This window comes from Acinetobacter sp. GG23 (genome assembly GCF_057766365.1).
Genome location: NZ_JBYMDJ010000004.1, coordinates 210,970 through 227,706 on the forward strand (window position 1 = coordinate 210,970; position 16,737 = coordinate 227,706).

Genomic DNA, 16,737 nt, shown 5'->3' on the forward strand with positions numbered 1-16,737 from the left:
ATTTTGACAGTACAGAATATGATAAAACTACACGTCATACATATATTAAGTTGTTTAAGATTTTGAATATACTGCATTCATGTTGAAAAACGACGTTGCAATATTGGTCAAAGACCAAGGAATTATGAATTATTTATGAAACTTCAAACATTAGCTTGTGCAGTTGCAATTGCGACTGGTGGATTTTTCTTTTCCCATGTAGTGAACGAGGCCATTGCAGCTAATGATACAGTTGCAGTTTCTCAAGCTATTCAACCCACGCAAGAACAAGCGCTTGTATCACGTCAATTGGCGACGTTGGTTGACCGTCAGCATTATTTAAATCAGCGCTTAGATGCCGCTACTTCTAATCGTATTCTTGATTTTTATTTAGATAGCCTAGATGCAGATCATTCATTATTTTTGGCACCGGAAGTCGAACAATATAAGAAAAATTATGGTGCAAATTTTGGTGCTGCGTTAAAAGCAGGGGATTTATCGGGTCCTTATTTGATTCATGCGCAATATCGTGAACGTTTAAAACAGTTTTATGAGTTTATGTTGGCCGAATTGAAAAAGCCGCAAAACTTGAAACAAGCCAATGTGTATATTGATACCGATCGCGAAAAAGCACCTTATTTCAAATCTGCAGCAGAACAACGTGCCCATTGGCAAAAAATGTTGGTGTCGCAGCTCATTAACTTAACTATTAGTAAAGAAGAAGAGTCTGCCAAACAAAAAGCATTAAAAGATGATCCAGCTTTAGCCAATGGTCAGGATCTAGCCAGCCCAGAAGATTTAACTCCAGTCCAAACCTTGACCAAGCGTTATACCCGTCAACTTGAACGAATTAGCCGTGTTAAAAGTGATGATGTTTTAGACAAAACTTTAAATGCGATGATGTTGACCTATGATCCGCATAGTAACTATTTCCCGCCTGTAGATGCGATGGAATTGAACCGTCAAACCACCTTGCAATTAGAGGGGATTGGGGTTTCAATTCGTCCAGAACGCGGTAATGAAGATTACACCAAGATTGAAACCATTGTTGAAGGTGGTCCGGCCAGTAAATCCGGTCAGATAAAATCGGGTGATCGCATTATTGGTGTAGCACAAGACGGCGACAAAATGGTCGATGTTGTTGGTTGGGCAAGTAATGAAGTGGTGGGCTTAATCCGCGGTAAACGTGGCACCAAGGTTAGCTTGCGTTTACTGGGTCCTGGTGCATCGATGGGTCAGGCGCGTACCGTAAGTCTGGTTCGTGATGTGATTCAGGAAGAAGATGCCGGTGTACGTTCTCGTACAGTTGATATTAAGCGTGATGGTAAGAACTACACTTTTGGTGTGATTGAAATTCCGTCGTTCTATTTGAACTATCGTGCGCGCCGTGCAGGCACAGATTATCGCTCGGTTTCTGAAGACACCAACAATGCTTTAAAAGCTTTGGCTGCGAAAAATGTATCCGGGATTATTATTGATTTACGTAACAATCCAGGCGGGTCACTTGAAGAAGTGGCACGCATGCTGGGTCAAGTGATTAAGTCAGGCCCTGTGGTGCAAATTCGTGATGGCAATGGCAATGTCAGCGTATTTGAAGATAATGATGGCGGTGCACAAACCTATGCAGGCCCACTTGCAGTCATGGTCAACTTGGCATCAGCATCAGCCAGTGAAATTTATTCTGCTGCCATTCAGGACTATGAACGCGGTATCGTGATTGGTAGTACAACCACCGGTAAGGGTACAGCGCAAGTTCAACTGGATACTTTGGCGCATGGTCAAGCGACCTTGACACAACGTAAGTTCTATCGTGTGACGGGTGGTAGTACCCAGAATAAAGGCGTAGTGCCTGATATTAAACTGGTGGATATCTACAATGAAGAATTTGGTGAGCGTAAAGCCAAGAATGCCTTGAAATGGGATACCATTCCAACTGCTCCATTTAAGCGTGAAGGTTCTATACAACCTTATGTACAAAATCTGGCTCAAATGTCGCAACAGCGCGTAGTTGCTGATCCGCAATTTAAATATCTGGAACAACGCAAAGCGATTGCCAAAAAAACCGAAGAGCAAAAGCGTGTAGTTCTGGATATTGATCAGCGTAAAGCAGAATTGAATGCGCTGGAACAAAAAACTTTAGAGTCAGAGAATCAGCGTCGTGCGGTAACCGGTCAAAAGCCTTATGCCAATTGGGAAAGTTACCAGGCTGCTATGGATGCGTTGATTGAGTCACGTTCAAAAATGAAGGCAACCCAACGGCCTGCTTTACCTGAAGAAGAAGTGTTTGTCACAGAGTCGGCCAATATTTTATTGGATTACGCGAAATTACAATCGGGTAAGACTATTACAAACTAAACTTACTGTTTAGACATTACTCCTTTTAATATCCAAAAACCAGTCAGTTCATCTGACTGGTTTTTATTTGCCTGCATATCGGTAGTTTTGAATTACCTAGCCCTTGTTCAAATAAAAGAATAGGCAGCGAGATGCAATCAATCTGGTTGTGCTTTTATCATCCTTGCAACCAGATTTTTTTATCAGTGCTAAGTTGTATAGAAACAACCGAATGCCTTGAATCATAGGGAATATGAATGGTGTAAGAATAATGACCAAAAGTTTGATCTATATTTCTTTAATTACATAAATAAATTAGTAATAAAAATGAATAGAGTAATGATCACTTGACTAAAATAGAATAGTATTAGATGTTTGTTTTAATTGATGGTTTTAATACGTACTCTTTAATGAATGACAAGCTTTTGTTAAACAATAAATGATATTAATAACGTGGAATAAAACAAGAATGATAACCTGTACGGAAGCTTGATATGGTTCATATATATTATGATTTTAGCCTGGTGATAGGTTCAGTTATTGTTGCCATTTTGGCCTGTTATTTTGCAGTGTCAATTGAACAATCATTATTCCGTGGCTTACGTCAGCAATATGAGAAAATTCTTCTTGTTATAAGTGGATGTATGTTGAGTGCTGCAATTTGGTCTATACACTTTGTAGGTATGCTGGCTTGTCGTTTACCTGCTGATTATTCTTTTGATTACGGCCTTACCTTCCTGTCTTATGTGATCGCGTTTATTGCTTCTATCTTTGCCGTTTGGCTCACCACGCGAGCAACCTTGCCATTTTTGCGCCTGGTTTTAGGTGCGGTCCTGACGGGTATGGGCATCGCGGGGATGCACTATACCGGAATAATGGGTTTAGTCATTGATCAACATGAAATTTATTATGATCCATTGTTAGTCGCCTTTTCAGTCTTGATTGCCATTGTTGGGTCAGGTTTATCCTTTTGGCTCACTTTCAAATATAAAAATGCAGTACATAAAATGCTGCATATTAAAGCTTTGATCGCTTTAATAATGGCACTGACTCTGGTCGGCATGCATTATATGGGGATGGCTTCTGCCGCTTTTTACTCGATTGATGCGAATCAGCTGGTTTCAAATTATAAAAATGCACAAGGGTTAATTTTATTTAGCATTATTTTTGTAATCAGTTCAATTCTGGTTGCTGCATTTACTGTGGCGATCTTGGAACAACGCCTGGAAGCGCGTAATAAACAGCTTTCTGCAGCCAATCGTGAACTTGCCAGCCAAGCAGTTCAGGATAACCTAACCCGGTTGCCCAACCGTTTATTTTTGGCTGAATATTCACATTTGCTCTTTACTCAGCATCGTTATCGAGATGAAAAAATTGCATTTCTTTATATTAATTTAGATCGTTTTAAGGCAGTCAATGATGTATTTGGACATCATGTTGGTGACCAATTATTGGTTCAACTCGCTGCGCGCATTCAAAGCATACTCGCAGAAAATGAAAAATTGTTGCGTATTGGTAGTGATGAATTTTTGATGGTACTTGAAAGCGCAAGCATTGAACACGCTGTCGAAAAGTCAGAACAAGTATTGCGGTTGATTCAGGACAGTTTTTTGATTGCCGGCAAAGAAATTAATATTTCGAGCAGTATCGGAATTGCGATGTATCCAGACCATGGCAATAATTTACAAGATTTGCTGATCAATGCCGATGCTGCAATGTTAATGTCTAAATATCAAGGTAGAAATACCTATTCAGTGTTTAATTATAGTGTAGGTCAACAAGAAGCAAAAAGCCAAACTAAACTAATCAATGATTTATATAAGGCTGTTGAAGAAAAACAATTTATTCTATTTTATCAACCTAAATTCACCACCAAAAGCCGTAAAATTTGTGGTGTGGAAGCACTGATTCGTTGGAATCATCCCCGCTTGGGACTATTAACCCCGAATATGTTTATCGAGGGAGCAGAAAAAACTGGACTCATTATTCAAATGGGCTATTGGGCTTTGGAGCAAGCCTTTAAACAAATTCAAATTTGGGAACAAAGTAATTCGAATTATTTTCCCTTAGCTGTGAATTTGTCGGCAGTGCAATTTGAACATAAACATTTATTTTCAACGTTGGAGAGCTTATTTGATAAGTATCAAATTAATCCAAATCATTTAGGCATTGAAATTACCGAATCTACCGCGATGCATCATATTGATGCCAGTATTCGCAGTTTTGAGCGCCTGCGTCAGATGGGCATAAAACTTGCCATTGATGACTTTGGGACAGGACATTCCAGTTTCTTGTATTTAAAGAACTTGCCGGTGGATGAACTAAAAATAGATCGAGAGTTTATTCGTGATCTGTCTGTCGGTTCAAAAGATGAAATGATTTTAGAAAGTATTATCCAGTTAGCGACCAAACTGGGTTTGGTGGTTACCGCGGAAGGGGTGGAAACGCCATCACAAGCCGATATCTTGACCCGTTTAGGTTGTCAGCAACTGCAAGGATACCTGTTAGGTATGCCAGTAAATGTTGATCGCCTGGAAGAGAGCAAATACGCGCTGCCTATTTAAGATTAGTCAATTTTGAACAAGTTTAGTTCATTTCAAAAGTTGGATGATCTGCTACAATATCGCCAAATTTTTATATTGATCAGTTCTGATCTTTTACACTGCGATTCTGCAGTAGGTATCTTTCATGAGTTTTAAAGACGAATTAGCGGCACAGGTCGCGCAGCGACGGACGTTCGCGATTATTTCCCACCCCGATGCTGGTAAAACCACCATGACAGAAAAACTGTTGTTATGGGGTAAAGCGATTCAGGTTGCCGGGATGGTCAAAAGCCGAAAGTCAGACCGTGCTGCAACGTCTGACTGGATGGAAATGGAAAAAGAACGGGGTATTTCCATCACCACATCGGTTATGCAGTTTCCCTATAAAAAGCATGTGATTAACTTACTCGACACTCCGGGACATGAAGATTTCTCGGAAGATACTTACCGTACTTTAACCGCAGTTGACTCTGCACTAATGGTGATTGACGGTGCAAAAGGGGTCGAAGACCGTACCATTAAGTTGATGGAAGTGTGTCGTATGCGCGACACGCCGATCATTTCTTTCGTCAACAAAATGGACCGTGAAATCCGCGAGCCATTAGAGCTGCTTGACGAAATTGAAAACGTGTTGAAAATCCGTTGTGTGCCCCTTACTTGGCCAATGGGCACTGGCCGTGATTTTGCCGGTGTGTATAATCTGCTCGAAGAAAAATTTTACGTCTACAAAGCCGGTTTTGGTTCGACTATTACCGACATTGAAATTCGTGACGGTTATGATTATCCGGACTTGCGTGAAAAAGTTGGTGATCTTGCTTTTGCTGCTTTTGAAGAGTCTTTAGAGCTTGTTCAAATGGCTAACGATCCGATTGATCGTGAGCTATTCTTGCAAGGTAAACAAACACCGGTGTTATTCGGTACTGCTTTAGGTAACTTTGCGGTAGATCATGTTTTAGATGCTTTCATTAATTTAGCGCCTGAGCCAAAAGCACACCCAACCAAAGAACGTACTGTAGAGGCGACTGAAGAAGGTTTCACTGGCTTCGTATTTAAAATTCAGGCCAATATGGATCCAAAACATCGTGACCGTATTGCATTCATGCGGATCTGTTCAGGCAAGTATGAGAAAGGTTTAAAAATGAATCATGTACGTCTGGGTAAGGATGTACGGATCAGCGATGCATTGACCTTTTTGGCGGGTGAACGTGAACAGCTAGAAGAAGCATGGCCAGGCGATATCATTGGTTTACACAACCACGGGACGATTCAAATCGGCGATGCTTTTTCCTCGGGTGAGGATATTCACTTCACCGGCATTCCACACTTTGCCCCAGAAATGTTCCGCCGTGTACGTCTTAAAGATCCGCTAAAATCCAAGCAACTTCAAAAAGGCTTGAAAGAGCTTTCTGAAGAGGGTGCAACTCAGGTCTTCATGCCGCAAATCAATAATGACTTGATTGTGGGCGCAGTCGGTGTACTTCAGTTTGAAGTGGTGGCGTACCGCTTGAAAGAAGAATACAAGGTTGACTGTGTTTATGAGCCGGTAAACATTAATACGGTTCGTTGGGTAACATGTGATGATGAAAAGAAATTCAACGAGTTTAAGAAAAAAGCGCATGACCAATTGTCGGTTGATGGTGGGGGTCATTTGACTTATCTGGCACCGAGTCGTGTGAACTTGCAACTCATGCAAGAGCGTTATCCAGATATTCAATTCCGTGCTACACGCGAACACTAAACATAACGAAAAATAAAACAGCTTCTTTATGAAGCTGTTTTATTAAGGGGCTATTAACGCTTCATAAATAGTTTGCACTGTGTGCTAAAATTAAGCAGATAAGGCATGAAATGCAAAGAATAGCGAGACTATTTTTAAGTTTTATAACGAAATCTGAGAAAATTTTAGCCACGGCCTTTCAGGACTAGTATATTTTTTTTTGCTGCTATATCTTTACAAAGCAGTTATTTAGAATGACTAAATTTCCTGCTTCCTGCCTCATATCAGCAAAAAATATGTATCGTCGCAAACATAGATGAAGTGTTAACAGACCCCATTAGAATTATTGAGATACATTCATATAGATTAGTCACTTTAGAAAAAAGAGTTGTAAGCATGAACGGGAAAATAATGGGTGCATCAGTGATCGCCATTGGTCTGATGCTGAGTGCTTGCGATGCTTCGAAAAAAGAACAAACAGATCAATCATATGACAAGCCTGAAACTTCAGGACTAAAAACTGAGCACGCAGAGGTATTGCCATATTTAAATATTCAAGAGCAAGATGCAAAAATTGCTTTGCCTTTTTGTGAAACCAAGAATTGTATTGATGTAAGTATTCAAAGCGTACATACCGCAGATACCTGGTTAAATGACTGGATTAACAAGAGCCAAGCATTGGTGATTCAAGATCAAATTGGGCTTAAACAGGACATGAGTTTACAGCAGGCGATCAATGCGTATGTGAAAAAGTCAGATGCTTGGCAAGCTGAATTTTCCAAAAATAAAGCCTATGAATTGGCGATGTATACACGAATTGCCTACCAGCGTAATCAATATGTCTTGATGCAATTGGGCGTGGATACCAATCAAGAAGGTATTAAAGTTAAAGAGCGCTATTACTTTTTTGTGGCCGATCGCAAAAAACAGAAAGCAGTGACTTTATTGGAGTTAATTGACCCTAAGCAGCAAAATACCATGAATAACCTTGTGCAGCAGGCTTATCAAAAATGGTTAAAAGAACAAACCACCGAAGTGAAAAAGCATGCACCTAAAAAACTGTATTGGGGACAAGCGGACTGGTTTTTTGATCAAGAAGGAGTGGGTTTACATTATCGTACCCATGAAATTGTTAAAGACGGAACACAACTGGACATCTATTTAACTAAACAACAAACCAAGCAGATATTGAAAGCTGATGCGTATCAGCATATGTTCTAGTAATCCCGTAATAAATATGTACATCTAACAGAAGTCCATTTACCCGATTAAACTGATAGGTCAGATGATGCTAAAAAATAAAACAATTTTTACCATGAGTATTCTTGCAGCAGCAATTGCATTGAGTGCCTGCCAGCCTAAGCAAACCGAACCGAAACAGGAGGATACAGCGGCATCTCAAGCTGTGGCCCAACCTGAAGTTTTAAAACTGGCAGGGGATTCTGAAAAGTTAAGCTTGGATTTGCCTGAATGTGATGGGAATAGCTGTCCAGAGATTTCTATAGAACGTTTGTCTAGTAACCAGGCCTTTATTGATGAGTATATTGATCAGCAAATTTTGAAACAGCTGGATCAAATTTTAGATATTTCCCCGAAGTTGGTGAAAGAAAACCAGCAAGCAACTGCTGAAAATCCAAAAGATTCTAAAGCCCAAGAGCAAGCTACAGAACAGGCCGCGTCCGTAGCGATTGAAACACCAAAGCAAAAACTGGAACAGCAAGTTGCACCTTATTTAGTGAATTTCTTGTCTTTGGATAAAGAATTGAAGGCCTTAAGTGCCAATCATCAAATTAGCCTAATGATTAAGCCGAAAATCCTAAATGCAGGCACGCCTTTAGCAACTGTGGTTTTAAATTCAAGTAGTTATTTGGGTGGAGCGCATGGTTCATCATCACAGCGCTACTATAACTTTGACTTGGAAAAGAAAAAACAAGTTGAACTGAATGATATTTTAGTCCCAAATCAAAAAGCAGCTTTAGAAAAGAAAGCACATGAAGTGTTTAAAAACTGGGTGGTCGAGTCCAAGTTGGCGAATAGCGTTGAAGAATATGAACAGGCATGGAAATTTACTTTATCGGATAATTTTTATTTATCCACCCAAGGTTTGATTTTACAATATAGTGAATATGAAATTGGGCCTTATGTGGTGGGATTGCCGCGTTTAACCATTCCTTATGATCAATTGCAAACTGTACTGAAGAAACAGTATCTACCTCAGGTTGAAGCAAAGCAGGCAGCCGCACCTGCAAGTACAGCTGCGGTAAATAAAGCCAAACCTTAATGTCTTATCCACTGTTTGATACTCATACCCATTTTGATGTTGCTGATTTTGATCATGATCGGGAACAACTGGCGCGTGCTGCAAAAGCAGTGGGGGTTGAACGGTTAATTTTGATTGGTTTTGTGCAATCCCGCTTTAAAGACTTAGTTCAAACCCAGCATTTTTTAAATCAATTGCCAGATGCACCCCAAAGCTATCTAGCTCCCGGGCTGCATCCTTTTTATATTGAACAGCATCAAAGCTCACACCTTAGGGATTTAGAGCAGCTTTTAAAAAATGAAGAATGTGTCGCGATTGGCGAAATTGGTTTGGATACTTTTTCAAAACAGCATAAACAAGCTGAAGCTTTTCAAAAGCAAAAAGAGTTTTTCTCTGCGCAACTTGAATTGGCGCAACAGTTTGATAAACCAGTTTTACTGCATATTCGGAAATCGCATGCTGAAACATTGGCTATATTGAAGCAGCATCAATTCAAATTAGGCGGTATTGCACATGCTTTTAGTGGTGGAATAGAAGAAGCAAAAGCCTTTATTAAGCTTGGTTTTAAAATTGGTGTCACTGGGCAAATTACCAATCCCAATGCAAAAAAATTACATGCTGTGGTTCAGGCCATTGGTGCTGAGCATGTGGTTTTGGAAACAGACTGTCCTGATATGACGCCATTATGCTGTCAAAGTTCAACAGAACACCGAACCCGAAATACCCCGGCCAATTTACCTTATGTTTTAGCTGGATTAGCACAATCTCTTCATCTTGCACCTGATAGTCTTGCCTTGCAACTATGGCAAAACTCACTCCATGCCTTAAAAATTGATATCTAAAAAACATTATAAAATAGCCTTTTATCCATAAATATTCGTATTTCATTGCGTATTTTGTTATGAATATAGAGGATTGGGGCGTGCTGTTTTGTGGAATATTGAAAAGATCCATCTTGTATGGTTAAAACCTGTCTATACTATTTTAAAAATCTAAATCAAAAATAATGAGTGAATTATGCAAAGTAATAACCCTATTTTAACCCGGGTAGAAACCCAGAGTGATTTTAACCACACCATGACTGTACAAGGTGCAATTCAAAAATCAGTGTTATTGACGGTCATTGCAGCTACAGTAGGTTTGTTACTATTTTTTTATAGCTTTATGACCCTAAACTTGTCACTTGCCTATGCCGGTGCAATAGTCGGTGCAATTGGTGGGTTGGTCTTGGCACTCGTCGCCACCTTCAAGCCAAAGACTGCACCGGTGTTGGCTATTCCTTATGCCTTGTTTGAAGGCGCATTTTTAGGTGGAATTTCGGTGATCTTCCAGCTGAAATTTCCAGGTGTACCTTTACAAGCTTTACTGGCCACCTTTATCACCACCTTGGTGATGTTTGCTTTATATCGCTTTCAAATTATTCGTGCCACAGAAAAATTTAAAGCAGTCGTTTTGTCAGCCTCCATCGCTATTGCAATTGTCTTTGTGGTGCAAATTGTCATGCGTTTGGCTTTTGGCTCAAGTGTTCCTTACATCTTTGAAAGCAATTGGCTCGGGATTGGTTTTGCGGCATTTGTTGCAGTGATTGCTTCTTTAAATCTGATCCTCGACTTTGACCTGATTGAATCCTCTGCTGCGCAGTACGCGCCGAAAGCGATGGAGTGGTTATGTGGTATTGCTTTGTTAGCGACTTTGGTCTGGATGTACTACTCATTCCTGCGCTTGCTCAGTCTATTACAGGGTGATGATTAAGTATCCAAAAAGTAAAATGTAGCTAAATAAAAATGCTCCCAGATAAAAGGAGCATTTTTTTATGATTTTTACAGAACACGTTAAAAAAGGTGCATTATGCAATTTCGCAAATGCTCCAGAGTTGGCATTATGTTTGTAAATTAATTTGAGTGAGATTCACATGGCACAAGGACTATTGGCGGGCAAGCGCTTTCTAATCGCGGGTATTGCAAGTAAGTTATCCATTGCATTTGGTATTGCTCAAGCTTTACACCGTGAAGGTGCAGAACTTGCATTTACTTATCCAAATGAAAAATTAAAAAAACGTGTTGATGATTTTGCTGCACAATTTGGTTCAACTTTAGTTTTCCCTTGTGATGTGGCTGTTGATGCTGAAATTGACCAGGCTTTTGTGGAACTGGCAAAACATTGGGATGGTTTGGATGGCGTAGTTCATTCAATCGGTTTCGCACCAGCACATACTTTAGATGGCGACTTTACCGATATTACTGACCGTGAAGGTTTCAATATTGCGCATGACATCAGTGCTTATAGCTTTGTTGCTATGGCACGTGCTGCAAAACCTTTACTTAAAGTACGCCAAGGTTGCTTGCTGACTTTGACTTATCAAGGTTCTGAACGTGTGATGCCAAACTACAATGTGATGGGTATGGCGAAAGCATCATTAGAAGCAGGCGTACGTTATTTGGCATCCAGCTTGGGTAGCGAAGGTATCCGCGTAAATGCGATTTCAGCAGGTCCAATTCGTACCCTTGCTGCATCAGGCATTAAATCTTTCCGTAAAATGCTCGATTTAAATGAAAAAGTTGCACCGCTTAAACGTAATGTAACGATTGAAGATGTGGGTAATGCAGCATTATTCCTATGCTCGCCTTGGGCAAATGGTATTACTGGCGAAATTATGTATGTTGATGCTGGCTTTAATACCGTTGGGATGAGCGCAGATTTGATGATGGATGGTGAATAAGAGTCTTTTTAAATTACTCTTTGAAAGATGAAATTCCCTCTCCCTATGGGATGAGCAGCACTGCTGCGCAAGGGGGATGAGGGAATTAATAAATAATCTCTCCCCCTTGCGCAACAGTGTTGCTCATCTCCTCTCAGGAGAGGAAATAAACTGAGAATAAAAAAGACCGCATATGCGGTCTTTTTTATATGAGGTTGGCTTAAACGATTAAGCTTGACCTTCAGCAGCGGCAACTTGAGCACGTTGCATATTCGCTTCGAATTCAGCATCAAAGTTAATTGGGGTAAGAAGCAATTGCGGGAAGCTTCCTTTAATCACCATGTCATTTACAGCTTCGCGTAAGAATGGGAACAAGATATTTGGGCAATATGCACCCAGAATATAAGGAAGGCGTTCTTCTTCAACGCTATCTACCAAGAAAATTCCTGATTGTGTTACATCAACGATGAAGGCTGTTTCACCGGCATTATTCGCTTGAACAACCACTTGTAAGGCAACTTCATAATGGGTCGCATCAATTTTTTCTGCAGAAGAAGACAGATTGATGTTTAATTCAGGCTGCCATTCTTTGGTAAATACTTGAGCCCCAGGGACTTCAAAAGAAATATCTTTAGTATAAATACGTTCAAGTGCTAATTGCGGTTGAGCTTGTTGTTCACTCATTTTTTAATCCTTAATATGAGGGTGACTTAATGAAAGTATTAAGCCAATAATTCGTTGAGTTTTCCTTCACGCTCTAAAGCATAAAGTTGATCAAAACCACCGATAAATTGGTCGTTAATAAAAATTTGCGGAACAGTACGGTGATTGGTGCGTTGCATCAATTCAATACGTACTTCAGGCGCTTCTTTAGATAAATTAATTTCTTTATATGCAACGCCTTTACGCTCAAGAAGTTGTTTTGCGCGAACGCAGTAAGGGCATACAGTCGTTGAATAAATTGTTACTTCAGCCATTAGAATATCTCCTTAAGCGAATTACTTGCTTTTAATGAGGGGTAAGCCTTGGACTTTCCAATTGTTCACACCACCATCTAAACGGTAGCTATCAGCATGACCCACTTGTTGTAAAGCTGTACCTGCGATTTGACCGAGGTTGCAAATGAACACCAGTGGACGATCCGAAGATTTTAACTCTTCAAGATGGCTTGTAATTTGGCTATACGGAATATTACGGCTGCCGCTGATATGACCTTCACGGAAGTCTTTGGCATCACGTAAATCAATCAGCATGGCATTTTTAGCTTTGACTAAAATACCCAAAGATTGTGGTGAAATCTTACGACCATTGCGTTGTCCTTCTAAAACGAAGAACAAGACAATCAATACCCCAAGTGAGCCAAACAAGAAGGGGTGATTCCCCATAAATTCCAACCAACGTTCCACAAATCACCTAATTACAATTTTAAATTGCGTAGAGTATAGCTCATAAATATGGCGATCAAAATCGCCGCTTCAAGGGCTAAGCGTTAAGAAATATTAATTTTTTTGCTGTGCTTCAGTAATTTCGTCGGTTAAACGCAAATAACTGTCTAAACGACGCTGCAAAATTTCGCCCGACTGTGCTGCCAGACGTAAAGCACATTGTTTTTCGTGCTTATGGGTACAGTTACGGAACTGGCAATGTCCAAGCAGATTTTCAATTTCAGGAAAACCTTGCTGAACTTTGTCTGGGTTTAAATGCCATAAGCCAAATTCACGGATTCCAGGCGAATCAATCAGGGCTGCGCCTTCACCAAAAGCAATTAAACGCGTAGAGGTGGTGGTATGCTGACCCAGTGCAGAGTTTTCTGAAATAATATTGGTCTTTTGTGCAGCATCAGGAACCATGGCATTAATCAACGAGCTTTTCCCGACCCCTGACTGCCCCACAAAAGCGACAGTTTCACCAGCCAAACGATTTGCCAGTTCAGTTAAATCACCATCAGATTGAGTCTGAATCACTTCATAACCTAATGCCTGATATTCCTGCATTAAGTTCAAAATCGGATCATTTTCTTTGATTAAATCGGCTTTATTCAGTACTAACAGCGCAGGAATTTGCGCATCGGCACACGCTACGATATAACGGTCAATCAGGCTTGGCGCAACTTCAGGGAAAGATGCAAATACAATCACAATCAAGCTGACATTGGCAGCCACCGGTTTTACTTTATGGTAGCGGTCAGGGCGAGTTAACAGGGATTGGCGTGGATGAATCGCGGTAATAATGCCGAGTCCGGTATTTGGATCTGCTTGCCATTTTACCCGGTCACCGGTGACCAAGGCTTCTAAATTGGTACGGGTATGACAGCGCCAGACACTGCCGAGCTCAATCGGCTTCCAAAACGGGTCCGGTTCGCCTGCTTTGACTTCAGGTTTGATCGGATGCTCATCAGGCGTTGATAGGGCTTGAACCTCAAGTTGACGACCATAGTGCTGTACCACCAAGCCTTCTAGGTCACTTGAAGTGTCTATTTCTTCTTGACGTGTTTGATGTTGTTTCTGAATGCGACGTTGTTGCTGTTCAGTTAAACGACGTTTACGAATTAAAGCCATTCATATCCTAAAAAAACCATGAACTAAGGCTGTCAAAAATAGCATGAAGCGGGGTGCGAGTTACAGCATCGATGCAATAAATTTGCTACTATAGCGGTTTTTCAGCCCAATAAGATTGCACATTTATGAGCAGCACTCCTGATACCCGCCTCATTTGGATTGACCTTGAAATGACAGGTCTGGATACAGATAACGACCAAATTATTGAAGTTGCAACCATTGTGACAGATGATAACCTGAATATTTTGGCGGAAGGTCCTGTGCTTGCTATTCACCAGCCCGATCGCGTACTCAATGCGATGGATGAATGGAATACCCGTCAACATGGACAGTCGGGTCTGATTGAACGTGTACGTCGCAGTAAATTGACTGCACAAGATGCCGAACAACAAACACTGGAATTTCTGAAAAAATGGGTCACCCCGAAATCCTCACCAATGTGTGGTAATTCTATTTGCCAAGACCGTCGTTTTTTGCATCGTTTAATGCCGGAAATGGAACAATTTTTCCATTATCGTAATCTTGATGTATCTTCAGTGAAAGAGCTGGCGAAACGCTGGCGTCCAGAAATCATGAGTGGCTTGAAAAAGAATGCCTCACATTTAGCGATGGATGATATTCGTGATTCCATTGTGGAACTCAAATATTATCGTCAGTATTTCTTTATCATGAATAAAGACTGATTCTAAAGGATCAATAAAAGAGGCGAAAGCCTCTTTTTTTATCGTTAAAAATTCTCTTTATTTCGTTTTTGATCAGGGTTATTGAATAGACTTAAAGATATAGATTATCGAATTGGGATGGAGTTTGGTAAAATGCGCCGGTGTTTTTTAGATACCTGATGACGAATGACTGATCTTCCTGAAGATGATGAATATGAGCGCCGCTTTGCAGGTGTGGAAAAAATTTATGGAGATGAAGCTTTTCGTCAGTATGAACACAGCCATGTGATGGTAATTGGCATTGGCGGTGTTGGTTCTTGGGCAGTTGAAGCTTTGGCGCGTACCGGTATTGGGAAGCTGACTATTATTGATATGGATGTGGTTGCGGCATCCAATATTAACCGTCAATTACCGGCCATGAGCTCGACTTTAGGACGTGAAAAAATTGAAGTGATGGCAGAGCGCTGTTATTCGATTAACCCACGGATCAAGATTAATCTGGTGGATGACTATTTAACGCCTGACAATGTCAAAGAACTGTTAGAAAACAAACCTGATGTGGTGCTAGATTGTATTGATGATGTCAAAGCCAAATTGGCCTTAATGCTGCATTGCCGATTTAATAAAATTCCGTTAATTGTGTCGGGCGGAGCAGGCGGCAAGCTGGATCCCTTAAAAATTCGGGTTGCAGATTTAGCTAAAACTGAACAGGATCCGATGTTGGCCAAGTTACGTAGTCAGTTACGTGCGAAGGGAATTTGTAAAAAACCCAAAGAGAAATTTGGTATCACCTGTGTCTATTCGATTGATAATCCGTTTTCGAGTGCCGAGGTTTGCCCAAGTGCCGGCTTGCGCTGTGGCGGTTATGGTTCCGCGGTCGTAGTTACTTCAAGTTTTGCCATGATTGCAGTGTCAGAAGTATTAAAAAAACTGGCTTTAAAAAAAGCGAAAGCCTAAGCATCGAAATTTGTATGAAATTCAAGGTCTGTTAATGTTTTTTAACGTTTATCTTTTAATATCAACAGACCTCCATACAATCAATTGAAAATTAAAACAATTAACACGCAGTAATTTAACTGTGCTGAACATAGCTCACATGCTTTAAGCGCTCTAGAATTTATATCTATTTATATTGAACTTAATCATTTGGCTCATTATTTTCCTGTTCTCTTTTTCTCATTCAGTGACGTTAACCTGTTTCCAAATTCTCAAGATAGAACAGCTTTTTAACTTTATTTTTAAACAAAATATTTTTCGTTATTTCTTAGGAGGATTAAGCGAATTTTTTATTATTCAAATGTATAAATTAAGTAAGGTGGCATATTCAAAGTAAAAAATATCACTAATCTAGAAAATAGGCGAATGCATAAAATTAAATAATTTCTTATTTCTAAGGTTTAGCTTCAGGAGAAAAGTAATGACGGATAATCATAATCGCGAAAAATTATGGGAACTGATCAAGGAAGTACGCTATGCGATGATCAGTCACACCACTGAAACGCAAGAATTACATTCACAACCTATGACTATGCTGAATTCCGACAAGACTGAACAGATCAGTGAAGGTCATAATCTTTATTTTATCTTGAAGGATACTAACGATCTGGTCAGCGCTGTGAATTCTGGGCGTAATCAGATTGGATTGTCTTTTACCAAACCTTCAGATGGCATTTATGTTTCGATCAGCGCCCATGCACATCTCAGTACCGATCCAGCCTTGATTGATCTGCTTTGGAACCCTTGGGCTGAGAACTGGTTTACAGGTAAGGATGATCCGAGTGTGCGCGTATTGGTTGCTGAAGGTGTCAGCGCAGAATACTGGAACGTGACTGACAATAAAGTAACTCAGCTATTTAAATTAATTAAAGGCAGTGTGACTGGCCATGCTGGCGAAGTAGGTTCGGATCACAAAAAGCTCGATTTATAATCTGTCAGTATTTCAGGCCGACAAATATAGCTTAAGCGTTTTAGGCTAAGTATGAAGAA

General features: G+C 40.3%; 15 protein-coding genes. 11 read left to right on the forward strand and 4 right to left on the reverse strand.

The features are described 5' to 3' along the window. Positions 1–135: 135 nt before the first annotated feature. From AC3CAU_RS09340 to AC3CAU_RS09375, 8 genes are all read left to right on the forward strand, one after another. A complete protein-coding gene (locus AC3CAU_RS09340; RefSeq protein WP_447054038.1) occupies positions 136–2,334 on the forward strand; it encodes a carboxy terminal-processing peptidase in 2,199 nt (732 codons plus the stop codon). A 473-nt stretch (positions 2,335–2,807) separates the two neighbouring features. Next, positions 2,808–4,877: a putative bifunctional diguanylate cyclase/phosphodiesterase gene (locus tag AC3CAU_RS09345; RefSeq protein ID WP_447054039.1), complete on the forward strand. Its 2,070-nt coding sequence runs from the start codon at positions 2,808–2,810 to the stop codon at positions 4,875–4,877. A gap of 124 nt (positions 4,878–5,001) precedes the next feature. Further along, positions 5,002–6,594 carry a peptide chain release factor 3 gene (locus AC3CAU_RS09350; protein ID WP_131216444.1) on the forward strand — a complete coding sequence of 531 codons (1,593 nt, stop codon included), beginning with the start codon at positions 5,002–5,004 and terminating at the stop codon, positions 6,592–6,594. 375 nt (positions 6,595–6,969) lie between these two features. After that, the gene (locus tag AC3CAU_RS09355; RefSeq protein WP_447054040.1) at positions 6,970–7,794 is read left to right on the forward strand and encodes a hypothetical protein; all 825 of its coding nucleotides are present in this window, start codon (positions 6,970–6,972) and stop codon (positions 7,792–7,794) included. 67 nt (positions 7,795–7,861) lie between these two features. After that, complete coding sequence (locus AC3CAU_RS09360) at positions 7,862–8,854, forward strand: RsiV family protein (RefSeq protein ID WP_447054041.1); 993 nt, start codon at positions 7,862–7,864, stop codon at positions 8,852–8,854. Beyond that, positions 8,854–9,675: a TatD family hydrolase gene (locus AC3CAU_RS09365; protein WP_447054042.1), complete on the forward strand. Its 822-nt coding sequence runs from the start codon at positions 8,854–8,856 to the stop codon at positions 9,673–9,675. Before AC3CAU_RS09360 ends, AC3CAU_RS09365 begins: the two co-directional genes overlap by 1 nt. A 175-nt stretch (positions 9,676–9,850) precedes the next feature. Beyond that, complete coding sequence (locus AC3CAU_RS09370) at positions 9,851–10,585, forward strand: Bax inhibitor-1/YccA family protein (protein ID WP_447054043.1); 735 nt, start codon at positions 9,851–9,853, stop codon at positions 10,583–10,585. A 160-nt stretch (positions 10,586–10,745) separates the two neighbouring features. After that, positions 10,746–11,552, forward strand: coding sequence for an enoyl-ACP reductase FabI (locus AC3CAU_RS09375; protein ID WP_131216436.1), 807 nt, complete (start codon positions 10,746–10,748; stop codon positions 11,550–11,552). A 207-nt stretch (positions 11,553–11,759) separates the two neighbouring features. Here the strand turns inward: AC3CAU_RS09375 and secB are convergent, their stop codons facing one another. The 4 genes from secB to rsgA all read right to left on the reverse strand — a co-directional run bounded on the left by secB (position 11,760) and on the right by rsgA (position 14,089). After that, complete coding sequence (gene secB / locus AC3CAU_RS09380; RefSeq protein ID WP_447054044.1) at positions 11,760–12,215, reverse strand: protein-export chaperone SecB; 456 nt, start codon at positions 12,213–12,215, stop codon at positions 11,760–11,762. Positions 12,216–12,253: 38 nt separating this feature from the next. Further along, positions 12,254–12,508 carry a glutaredoxin 3 gene (grxC, locus tag AC3CAU_RS09385; RefSeq protein ID WP_131216432.1) on the reverse strand — a complete coding sequence of 85 codons (255 nt, stop codon included), beginning with the start codon at positions 12,506–12,508 and terminating at the stop codon, positions 12,254–12,256. A 21-nt stretch (positions 12,509–12,529) separates the two neighbouring features. Continuing rightward, entirely contained in the window at positions 12,530–12,937 is a 408-nt protein-coding gene (locus tag AC3CAU_RS09390; RefSeq protein ID WP_131216430.1) for a rhodanese-like domain-containing protein, read from the reverse strand. Positions 12,938–13,030: 93 nt separating this feature from the next. Then, the gene (gene rsgA / locus AC3CAU_RS09395) at positions 13,031–14,089 is read right to left on the reverse strand and encodes a small ribosomal subunit biogenesis GTPase RsgA (protein ID WP_447054045.1); all 1,059 of its coding nucleotides are present in this window, start codon (positions 14,087–14,089) and stop codon (positions 13,031–13,033) included. A 125-nt stretch (positions 14,090–14,214) separates the two neighbouring features. Between rsgA and orn the strand changes: the two genes are divergently transcribed. The 3 genes from orn to AC3CAU_RS09410 all read left to right on the forward strand — a co-directional run bounded on the left by orn (position 14,215) and on the right by AC3CAU_RS09410 (position 16,678). Next, positions 14,215–14,772, forward strand: coding sequence for an oligoribonuclease (gene orn / locus AC3CAU_RS09400; protein WP_131216426.1), 558 nt, complete (start codon positions 14,215–14,217; stop codon positions 14,770–14,772). A 165-nt stretch (positions 14,773–14,937) separates the two neighbouring features. Beyond that, on the forward strand, positions 14,938–15,708 hold the full coding sequence (locus AC3CAU_RS09405) for a tRNA threonylcarbamoyladenosine dehydratase (protein ID WP_447054046.1): 771 nt from the start codon (positions 14,938–14,940) through the stop codon (positions 15,706–15,708). Positions 15,709–16,168: 460 nt separating this feature from the next. Next, on the forward strand, positions 16,169–16,678 hold the full coding sequence (locus AC3CAU_RS09410) for a pyridoxamine 5'-phosphate oxidase family protein (protein WP_447054047.1): 510 nt from the start codon (positions 16,169–16,171) through the stop codon (positions 16,676–16,678). Positions 16,679–16,737 lie beyond the last annotated feature (59 nt).

Excerpts from the sequence above, each read along its gene's own strand:
- AC3CAU_RS09410 (WP_447054047.1), top strand. The coding sequence starts at position 16,169 with ATGACGGATAATCATAATCGCGAAAAATTATGGGAACTGATCAAGGAA.
- AC3CAU_RS09405 (WP_447054046.1), top strand. The coding sequence starts at position 14,938 with ATGACTGATCTTCCTGAAGATGATGAATATGAGCGCCGCTTTGCAGGT.
- AC3CAU_RS09360 (WP_447054041.1), top strand. The coding sequence starts at position 7,862 with ATGCTAAAAAATAAAACAATTTTTACCATGAGTATTCTTGCAGCAGCA.
- AC3CAU_RS09350 (WP_131216444.1), top strand. The coding sequence starts at position 5,002 with ATGAGTTTTAAAGACGAATTAGCGGCACAGGTCGCGCAGCGACGGACG.
- AC3CAU_RS09355 (WP_447054040.1), top strand. The coding sequence starts at position 6,970 with ATGAACGGGAAAATAATGGGTGCATCAGTGATCGCCATTGGTCTGATG.
- orn (WP_131216426.1), top strand. The coding sequence starts at position 14,215 with ATGAGCAGCACTCCTGATACCCGCCTCATTTGGATTGACCTTGAAATG.
- AC3CAU_RS09365 (WP_447054042.1), top strand. The coding sequence starts at position 8,854 with ATGTCTTATCCACTGTTTGATACTCATACCCATTTTGATGTTGCTGAT.
- AC3CAU_RS09340 (WP_447054038.1), top strand. The coding sequence starts at position 136 with ATGAAACTTCAAACATTAGCTTGTGCAGTTGCAATTGCGACTGGTGGA.
- AC3CAU_RS09345 (WP_447054039.1), top strand. The coding sequence starts at position 2,808 with ATGGTTCATATATATTATGATTTTAGCCTGGTGATAGGTTCAGTTATT.
- rsgA (WP_447054045.1), bottom strand. The coding sequence starts at position 14,089 with ATGGCTTTAATTCGTAAACGTCGTTTAACTGAACAGCAACAACGTCGC.
- AC3CAU_RS09375 (WP_131216436.1), top strand. The coding sequence starts at position 10,746 with ATGGCACAAGGACTATTGGCGGGCAAGCGCTTTCTAATCGCGGGTATT.
- AC3CAU_RS09370 (WP_447054043.1), top strand. The coding sequence starts at position 9,851 with ATGCAAAGTAATAACCCTATTTTAACCCGGGTAGAAACCCAGAGTGAT.
- grxC (WP_131216432.1), bottom strand. The coding sequence starts at position 12,508 with ATGGCTGAAGTAACAATTTATTCAACGACTGTATGCCCTTACTGCGTT.
- secB (WP_447054044.1), bottom strand. The coding sequence starts at position 12,215 with ATGAGTGAACAACAAGCTCAACCGCAATTAGCACTTGAACGTATTTAT.